Source organism: Salipiger sp. HF18, from assembly GCF_011806505.1.
Classification (GTDB): domain Bacteria; phylum Pseudomonadota; class Alphaproteobacteria; order Rhodobacterales; family Rhodobacteraceae; genus Salipiger; species Salipiger thiooxidans.
In genome coordinates this window covers 1-8,530 of sequence record NZ_JAATOS010000150.1, presented here as the reverse complement: position 1 = coordinate 8,530, position 8,530 = coordinate 1, and the positions used below count along the sequence as shown (strand labels likewise).

General features: G+C 67.1%; 10 protein-coding genes and 1 pseudogene. 5 read left to right on the top strand and 6 right to left on the bottom strand.

Annotation, left to right across the window (positions count from 1 at the left end):
* Both HC022_RS13670 and HC022_RS13665 read right to left on the bottom strand, forming a co-directional pair.
* The coding region (locus HC022_RS13670; protein ID WP_167452812.1) for a hypothetical protein at window positions 1–278 on the bottom strand (278 nt) is incomplete at its 3' end.
* A 29-nt stretch (window positions 279–307) separates the two neighbouring features.
* Complete coding sequence (locus tag HC022_RS13665) at window positions 308–706, bottom strand: hypothetical protein (RefSeq protein WP_167452811.1); 399 nt, start codon at window positions 704–706, stop codon at window positions 308–310.
* A gap of 184 nt (window positions 707–890) precedes the next feature.
* Here HC022_RS13665 and HC022_RS13660 point away from each other — a divergent pair, with 184 nt between their 5' ends.
* The gene (locus HC022_RS13660) at window positions 891–1,691 is read left to right on the top strand and encodes a helix-turn-helix domain-containing protein (RefSeq protein ID WP_167452810.1); all 801 of its coding nucleotides are present in this window, start codon (window positions 891–893) and stop codon (window positions 1,689–1,691) included.
* A 123-nt stretch (window positions 1,692–1,814) separates the two neighbouring features.
* Here the strand turns inward: HC022_RS13660 and HC022_RS13655 are convergent, their stop codons facing one another.
* A complete protein-coding gene (locus HC022_RS13655) occupies window positions 1,815–2,237 on the bottom strand; it encodes a helix-turn-helix domain-containing protein (RefSeq protein WP_167452809.1) in 423 nt (140 codons plus the stop codon).
* 197 nt (window positions 2,238–2,434) lie between these two features.
* Here HC022_RS13655 and HC022_RS13650 point away from each other — a divergent pair, with 197 nt between their 5' ends.
* The 4 genes and pseudogenes from HC022_RS13650 to HC022_RS13635 all read left to right on the top strand — a co-directional run bounded on the left by HC022_RS13650 (window position 2,435) and on the right by HC022_RS13635 (window position 6,827).
* Window positions 2,435–3,412, top strand: a complete 978-nt coding sequence (locus tag HC022_RS13650) for a cation diffusion facilitator family transporter (RefSeq protein ID WP_167452808.1) — start codon at window positions 2,435–2,437, stop codon at window positions 3,410–3,412.
* A 613-nt stretch (window positions 3,413–4,025) separates the two neighbouring features.
* A pseudogene (locus HC022_RS13645) lies at window positions 4,026–4,288 on the top strand (transposase); the annotation flags it as partial.
* Window positions 4,289–4,693: 405 nt separating this feature from the next.
* Window positions 4,694–5,701: a tRNA dihydrouridine(20/20a) synthase DusA gene (gene dusA, locus HC022_RS13640; RefSeq protein ID WP_167452807.1), complete on the top strand. Its 1,008-nt coding sequence runs from the start codon at window positions 4,694–4,696 to the stop codon at window positions 5,699–5,701.
* A gap of 304 nt (window positions 5,702–6,005) precedes the next feature.
* Window positions 6,006–6,827, top strand: coding sequence for a sulfite exporter TauE/SafE family protein (locus tag HC022_RS13635; protein ID WP_167452806.1), 822 nt, complete (start codon window positions 6,006–6,008; stop codon window positions 6,825–6,827).
* Window positions 6,828–6,875: 48 nt separating this feature from the next.
* Here the strand turns inward: HC022_RS13635 and HC022_RS13630 are convergent, their stop codons facing one another.
* The 3 genes from HC022_RS13630 to HC022_RS13620 form a co-directional block, all read right to left on the bottom strand.
* Complete coding sequence (locus tag HC022_RS13630) at window positions 6,876–7,064, bottom strand: DUF1289 domain-containing protein (RefSeq protein ID WP_008885464.1); 189 nt, start codon at window positions 7,062–7,064, stop codon at window positions 6,876–6,878.
* Window positions 7,064–7,537 (bottom strand): Holliday junction resolvase RuvX, encoded by a 474-nt coding sequence (ruvX, locus tag HC022_RS13625; RefSeq protein ID WP_167452805.1) that lies wholly within the window; start codon window positions 7,535–7,537, stop codon window positions 7,064–7,066. Before ruvX ends, HC022_RS13630 begins: the two co-directional genes overlap by 1 nt.
* An 88-nt stretch (window positions 7,538–7,625) precedes the next feature.
* On the bottom strand, window positions 7,626–8,530 hold a 905-nt coding region (locus HC022_RS13620), incomplete at its 5' end, for a c-type cytochrome biogenesis protein CcmI (protein ID WP_167452804.1).

Genomic DNA, 8,530 nt, shown 5'->3' with positions numbered 1-8,530 from the left:
AGACGCTTGGTGGCGCTCGGCTCAATCACGATCATCGCCCGCACCAGCGTCCGCAATTCGGCCTTGTGCTTCTTCATCCACAGCGCTGTGCGCTTCCTTTCTTCCTGGCTATGATCGTGCTCTTCGTCTTCGGTCGGAGCATTATCGCTCAGGATCACGAACGGTGCGCCGCGCCTGAAGCACGCCTCGAGTGCCTCGAAATCCTCGTCGTGGTCGTGATCGGGCGCTTCGTCATAGTTCATCCAGACGAGCGGAAAATTCCTGATATCCAAGGGCATGTGTCTTCTCCAAGCGAGAATGGACGGTTTCAGGTCGAACGAATGTGCTGCCATGTAAAGAGAAGCGCGACCACGCCCGGCAGCGTGACAGCCAGCAGTTCCAGACCCACGAGATGGCCGCCATCGCGCACGCCATCGAAGATGCCAGCGAGCGTGCTCATGACGAACAGCAGACCGCCGAGGACGAGCATCGCCCAATCGGTCGCGCGCCTTGCGGCCAGCGCCAGCAAGGGCGGGAGGACCCAGGCGCCGTAGAAAATCGACACGCCCCACAAGGCGGCGGGATCGAACGTCATGGCCTGCATCGTTCCGCCGCTGCCGACATAGACGTTCAGATAGGAAAAGCACTGGATCGTGACAAAGAGTGCGGCGCCAACTGCAGGGATGAGCCATGCGAGCGCGAGCTTGACCGGGGCATTGTCGATCACGTGGAAACTCCTGTGCCTATGTGTCGGGCAGGTCAGCTCTGCCCCTCCAGCGACGGAGCGCGATCACAAGATCCGCCGGCCGCCTCTGCCTCACAGCAATACGCCAGCCGGCACGTGGCGTCATTGCGCAACCCTGCCACGATATGTTTCAATCCGGCCTGATCTGAGAATGCCGAGGTCTGAGATGTATCTGGACGTCCGTCGCGACTGGCTTGCCTATGTCGACGAGATCCCGCGTGCGCTGGTGGCAGCCAACGCGGTCGCCACCCTTGATGCCCTGGAGCAATCGCCCCGGCACCACCACCAAAAGGCGCAACTGCTCTTCACGGTGCGGGGCGTCGTCAATTGCGAGGTCGACGGCGCAGTCTGGATCGTACCGCCGCAATGCGCCGTGTGGATTCCCGGCGGGCTGCCCCATTCCGTTTTCGGCTCGGGCGAGGTGGAGTGTCTCTCTCTTTTCATTGATCCTCCCGACTCCGCGAACCTGCCGAAAGACTGCTGCACGATCACGGTGTCGCGGTTTTTCCGCGAATTGCTGCTGCGGGCGAACGCTCTGCCAGACCTCTACGACGTCGACGGTCCGGATGGCCGGATCGTGTCCGTTCTCTTCGATGAGCTGGCTGCGGCACCGGTCGAGGATCTCTGCCTGCCCATCCCCGGCGATCCGCGCCTGAAGAAGCTCACCGACCTGTTGATCGCGGCGCCTGCGGATCACGCGAGCGTCGCGGAGTGGGCCTCCCGCGTCGCGCTCAGCGAGCGCAGCCTGAGCCGTTTGTTGGCCGAAGAGGTGGGCATGAGTTTCGGCCGCTGGCGCCGACAGTTGCATATCGTGCTTGCCTTGCGGCGGCTGAGCGCTGGTCAGTCGGTTCAGTCCGTCGCCATCGATCTCGGCTATGAAAGCGCCAGCAGTTTCGTGACCATGTTTCGAAAGATGGTCGGCAAGCCACCAAGCCGCTATCTGCTCGAGCGGAACCGTTCACGGTAGGGAAGAGCGATCGGAGCTACCGAGTGTCGTCCACAATCGCCGCTTGGCGCATGCTCCGGCGTGGCCCGCGCCCCGACACGCGACGTGTTCACCTTCAAACCTCCTTGTGATCTCAAGCAGGTCTCAGTGCTCGCCTTCGCACGCCTGATGATCGGCCAGGGCGTGCAGCACCCGGCAGGGTTGCCCATCGGACTGACCGTCACAGGTCTTTACAACGCGCACCAATTCAGCCTCCAGCCGCCGCAACCGCGCGATCCGATCAGGGATTTCGATAATCCGATCCTTCGCGATGCGGTGCGCGGCGCCATGGGCAGCATGGGGTGTCTCCTGCAACGCGATCAGTTCGGCAATGGCGTCGAGGTCGAAACCGAGCTGCCGGGCATGGGCGATAAAGGACAACTGGTCCAGCTCGGCGTCGCCATAGCGGCGCTGCCCCCCGCCCGTGCGGCCGGGATCGGGCAAAAGACCACGCCCCTCATCGTAGCGGATCGTCGTCACCTTCACGCCCGTGCGCCTGGAGAGCGCACCGATGGAATGGCCCTGCATCGCGATTATCCCTTGAAGCTACAGTCGCTGTAGATCGTATCTGCCATGGGGACGAAACGAATCAAGAGCACTGCCATGACCGACCGACACCTCCGCAGCCCCGACCTGCCGGGCTTCGATGCCCCCAAAATCCACCACGGGATAAACGCCCGCGTCGCGCGCCCGGCTGACAAGGGCCTTCGGGCGGAGGGGCGGTGATGGGACACGATCACAGTCACGGGCACGATCATGCACACGTGCATGGGCACAGCCACCCACATCGACACGCGGGGCATTCGCACGGCCCGACCCTCTCGGCAAATGACACGCCCGAGGCGCGCCGGTCCAAGGAACGCGCCATCCTCATCGCCGCAGCCCTGACGGGCGGCTTCATGGGGGCCGAGGTCATCGGCGGGCTCATCTCCGGATCGCTCGCGCTCCTGGCCGACGCGGGACACATGCTGACGGACTTCGCCTCGCTCCTGCTGGCCTGGTTCGCCTTCCGGCTGGCGCGGCGACCGGCGGACTGGAAGCGGACCTACGGCTTCGACCGATTTTCGGTGCTGGCCGCTTTCGTGAACGGGGTCATGCTGTTCGCCATCGCGGGGTGGATCGTCGTCGAGGCCATCCAACGCCTGCGCGATCCGCACGAGGTGCTGGGCGGGATGATGCTCTGGGTCGCCGTGGGAGGGCTCGTGGTGAACGTTCTGGCCTTCTGGGTGCTCAGCCGCGCGGAGGGCGACAACCTCAACGTCCGTGCCGCCGCCCTGCACGTCATGGGAGATCTGCTCGGCTCGGTCGCGGCGATTGCGGCCTCGCTCATCATCATCTGGACAGGCTGGACCCCCATCGACCCGATCCTGTCGGTGCTGGTTGCTCTCATCATCCTGCGCTCGGCGTGGTCCGTGGTGCGCGAGAGCGGCCACATCCTGCTCGAAGGCGCACCGGCGGGCTTCGACGCCCGCGCCGTCGCGACCGACCTGGAAGCCACGCTGCCCGGCGTGGCCCGCGCTTATCACGTCCACGCCTGGTCGATCACACAGGAGCGGCCCATGGCCACGCTGGAGGTCGAGCTCGCGCCGGGCGCGGTGGCGGACGACGTGCGCCGCGCCGTGAAAGGCCGCGTGCGCGAGACGACCGGGATGGAGCACGTGACCGTCGAGGTGACGGCAGGCGTAGAGCGCCGGACGGGTTAAACGCTATCCGTCCCCAGGCAGGAACGGGCCATGGGTGTATCCGGACACGTCAGGCTTTTGCGCGTAGCGTCGCGAAAGCCTGGTTTGTCCAAGGTTTGTTGCTGCTGTCATCGCGAGATGCAGCGGCGACAAATCTGACAGTGAGGAAAGTCCGGGCGGATTTCCCTCCCTCGACGGGATGCCACACGTGCGCATGGCTACGTAGGGTAAGTCTTATCGTGGCGTCGGTCTTCCCGCCGAAGGTCCGGTCAGGGCCTGGATCTCCATGTGCCTCCGCCAACCGCGTTTCGCTGTCCGCCGCAGCGCCGCTTCGAGCCCTTCCACGACATTCGATAGCGCCACGATAGCAGACCAGAGTGGCTGATCGACCGATATGGGGGGATCGTACGTCATCAGCTACATAGCAGGCACCGTGCGCGACAGTTTTCTGCGTCTAACCGCGCGAGCGCAGGTGTTGGAGCTTTTCGGGGTTCCTCACTATCCAGATCGCCGCTATCCGGCCATTCCGGATTGAGAGCGCGGTGGTCTGCAAGACGCCGTTTTCGGTGGAGAGGGGCTCTGTTGTACAAATCTCGTGAGCGATTCATCTTGTGAATCCAGAGTGGTAGGTGGGATTCATGAGCCCCCCCCAGCCTACAGGACCAGGAACTGGCCTGCCTGCAATGAAGCGCTCAAGCGCCGGGGCTCTCTGACGATCCGTTGACCGTCAGTGCATTGCGCAGCAATGTCACGAGAGGTTGGTTCGGTCCCACCATGAGCTGGGATGCCGTACCGACAGGCAGGCGTGGACGGCAGCGGACCTGCAGCGACGCCGCCATCCAGTCGTGCCCGACAATGAAGGTGTTGTTTGGCATGGCCCTGAGACAGACGACAGGTCGCGATGGTCCTGAGAACCTGCGCCTTTGTGCGACCGATTTCCTTTACGGCCTCTTCGGAGTAGCGCTCGATCGCTTTGGACAGCAGAGGGTCGGAGACGTTCAGGCCTTCCAACGCACTAGGCTTTGCTAGCTCTTTCTCACGTTTCTCTATCCAGGCGGTGGCCGCAGGGCGTCTGTCAAAGGTCTTCGTCTCATGTTAGGAGGTTCTTTCTCGCATCACTCGCAGGTGCGCAAGGTAGCCGCTGCTGCCATCCTTTCGCTTGCGTATACTGATCGAGCCCATGATGACCTCCTGACTTGGTACATGGGAATCCTATTTGGTACATTGTACCAAGTCCGGCGTCGAAATCGGTGTATTTGGTACAGAACAGGCCGGAACGAGACGAAGGCGAGGCGAAGATAAGTGTCTGATAAAATTGAAAAACAAGGCATATCAACGGCTGCCCGCCTGTCTGTGGCGCCCATGATGGACTGGACCGACCGGCATTGCCGCTACCTGCACAGGCTGCTGTCGCGCAATGCGCTGCTCTATACCGAGATGGTCACGGCGCCAGCGCTGGTGCGGGGCGGGGCGGTGCATCTGCTCGACTTCAACCCCGAGGAGCACCCGGTGGCGCTGCAGCTCGGCGGCTCGGATCCCGACGAGCTCGCGCAGGCGGCCAAGCTCGGCGGGGCGGCGGGGTATGACCAGATCGACCTCAACTGCGGCTGCCCCTCGGACCGGGTGCAGTCGGGAACCTTCGGGGCAGTTCTGATGAAGAGGCCGGAGCTGGTGGCCGATTGCGTTGCGGCCATGCAGGAAGCGACCGCGGTCGAGGTCACGGTCAAGTGCCGGATCGGCGTCGACGACCAGGAGCCTCGTGAGGTGCTGCCCGCGTTCATCGACAAGGTGCGCGGGGCCGGATGCCGGCGGATCGCGATCCATGCCCGCAAGGCGTGGCTGCAGGGGCTGAGCCCCAAGGAAAACCGCGAGATCCCGCCGCTCGACTACGCGATCGTGCACGAGATGAAGGCAGCGTTTCCGGACCTCCACGTGTCGCTGAACGGCGGCGTCGAAAGCCTCGGGACGGTGGAGAAGCTGCTCGACGAGGGGCTCGACGGCGTCATGGTGGGGCGCGCTGCCTATCACCAGCCGTGGGACATCCTCGCCGAAGCGGACGCGCGGATCTGGGGCGAGGAACGCGAGACGCCGTCGCCCGAGGAGATCGCCCGCGCCATGCTGCCCTATATCGAGCGCCACCTGAGCGACGGCGGCAAGCTGCACCAGGTGACGCGGCACATGCTGGGCCTCTTCGCCGGACGACCCGGCGCGCGCGGCTGGCGGCGGGTGCTCTCCGAGCGGGCGACGCGGGACGGTGCCGGCCCCGAGGTCGTCGAGGCGGCGCTCGAGCGGATCGAGGTCGCCGCCTGAGCTTCGGCCCGGGCGTCTGGCCTGCGGCCGGGGCTTTCGGTTGGGCCGGGCGCCGGACGGTTCCGCGCCAGACCTCGTTGAGGGGCGATGGAGTATCGAGGTCGCCGTCTGAGCGCGGACTGCGGGGCTCGGCCCGGGACCGAGGCTTGCAGTCGGGCACGCGGCGCGGGACGGTGCCGGCCCCGAGGGCGTCAAGGCCGCGCGCGGGCGGATCGAAGTGGCCTGACCCGGCCCCGGGGGGGGGGCTTGCAGCCGGACGGGCAGGGGTCTAAGCGGCCGGTATACCAGCTGGAAGGCTTCCACGTTGCCCGAACTCCCGACTCTCCTGCCCCTCGTGGGGCTGCTCGTTGCGTCCAGCGCCTTTGCCGGGCTCATTGCGGGGCTGCTCGGGGTGGGCGGCGGCATCCTGCTGGTGCCCGCCTTCCTCTTCACCTTCGAGACGCTCGGCTACGGCAGCCCGCAGCTCATGCAGGTCTGCCTCGCCACGTCGCTGGCGACCATCATCGTCACCTCGATCCGCTCGGTGGCGGCGCACAACCGCAAGGGCGCGGTCGACTGGCAGATCCTGAAACGCTGGGCGCCGGGCATCGCGTTGGGTGCGCTGGTGGGTGTGCTGACCGTGTCGCGGCTGGACTCGGCCTTCCTGCAGGCGCTCTTCGGATGCGTGGCCATCGTCATCGGGCTCTACTTCGCCTTCGGCCGGCGCAGCTGGCGGCTGTCGGACCGGATGCCGGGGGCGGGGCTGCGCGAGCTCATCGCCTCGGGGATCGGGTTCCTGTCGGTGCTAATGGGGATCGGTGGCGGCAGCTTCGCGGTGCCGCTGATGACGCTCTGCTCGGTGCCGATGCACCGAGCCGTTGCCACAGCGGCGGGCTTCGGACTGTCGATCGCGCTGCCCTCGGTGCTGGCCTTCTTCTTTGTCGAGATCCCCGAGGCGGTGCGGCCGCCGCTGACGCTGGGGGCGGTGAACCTCGGCGCCTTCGCCGTCGCCATCTCGATGACGCTGATCACGGCGCCGCTGGGCGCGCGGCTGGCGCATGCGGTCGAGGAGCGGACCCTGCGGCGCACTTTTGCCGTGTTCATCCTCGTGGTGGCCGCCAATATGCTGCGCAAGTCGTTCTTCTGACCGGCGGACGGGGTCTGGGCCGGTTTTCGGCAGGCCCGTCGTCGCGCTTCAGTCGTCGAGCAGCGGGGCGCGGGCGGGCAGGTCGCGCATGATCTCGCGCCGGGCCTGCGGAGTCAGCCGCGCCCATTGCGTGATCTCGTCGATGCTGCGCAGGCAGCCGCGGCAGATCCGGGCCGCGGGCGCGATGGTGCAGACGCCGGTGCAGGGGCTTTCGATGGCGCCGGGCGCTTGACTCATCAGGCGGATCTCAGGTTGCGCAGCCGGTCGAGCACGCCCTGCAGGATGTAGGAGGCGGCCACGTGGTCGATGAGCTCGGCGCGCTTGCGACGCGAGGTGTCGGCCTCGAGCAATGCGCGTTCGGCGGCGACGGTGGAGAGGCGCTCGTCCCAGAAGGTGATCGGCCCGTCCCAGAGCTGGCTGAAGTTGCGGGCGAAGGCGCGGGTGGACTGGCAGCGCGGGCCCTCGGAGCCGTCCATGTTGCGCGGCAGGCCGAGCACCACGCCGGCGATCTCGCGCTGGCGCAGGATCTCGACGAGGCGGGCGGCGTCCTGGGTGAACTTCTTGCGCTTCACCGTCTCGAGCGGCGTCGCCACGGTGAGCAGCCGGTCGGAGAGCGCCACGCCGATGGTCTTGGTGCCGAGGTCGAGCCCGGCGAGCGCGCGCAGCGGCGGCAGGGTGGCGGCGAACTCCTCGATCTGTTCGTGGATCATCGCGCGGTCCTCCGGCGCCGGAGGGGGCTCTGCCCCCGTCGCTGTGCGACTCCCCCGGAGTTTACCTGGCAAGATGAAGCACGGGAGGTCATTCTGCCACTCCGGCGCGGGCCGCCCCCTGACGCACGGTGTCGAGCGCCTGCGGGTTGCCGGCAAAGATGGTCTGGGCCTCGCGCCAGATCTCGGCCGCCTGGTCGGTGCGGCCGAGCACGCCGAGCGCGCCCAGCAGCTGGGACCATTCCTCGGGGCTGCCGCCCTGGGTCGCGAGCCGTTCGCCGAGCCGGTCGACCATGCCCTCGATCATCTGCTGGCGGTCGGTGCCGGAAAGCTCGGACGCGGCCTCGACGTCGCCGGCGGTGGGGCCGGCGAGGGCGGGGGGCTGGGTTTGCGCGGGGGCCGCGTCGGGGAGCTGGTAGTCGTTGACCCCGGCGGCGAGCGCAAGGTCGCCGATCTGGGCGCGGATCGGTGCCACCCAGGGGGCATCGGCGGGGCTGTTGCGCAGCAGCCGGTCCCAGAGCCGGAAGGCGGTGTCGGGGCGGCCGGTCTGCGCCATCATGAGCCCGCCGTAGTAGCGGCCGACGCCGTTCTGCGGATCGCGGGCCATGACCTCGTCGAGGACCGTCTCGGCCTCGGGCGAGACGTAGCCGCCGGCGGCCAGCACCAGCATGTCGGCGAGATCGGCGTAGTCGCCCGCGGTGGCGCTTTCGCCCTTGAGCTCGATCAGCCGGCGCTGCGCGTCATAGGCGGCGGCGTAATTGCCGAGCGCGGCCTCGGAGCGGGCCAGCAGCACGTGGCCCTGGATGTCGTCGGGGCGCGTGCGCACCGCCTCACGCAGCCGGGTCACCAGCGCGAGGTAGTCCTCGGGCGCCTCGACCGGCGCGGTGGCGGGCAGCTGTGCCTCGGCCTCGGCCTGGCTGGGGCGGTTGGCGCGCAGCTCGCGCGCGGCGGCGATGCGGGGCTGCAGCGTCAGGTCGCCGTAGCCCGGCGCGCCGA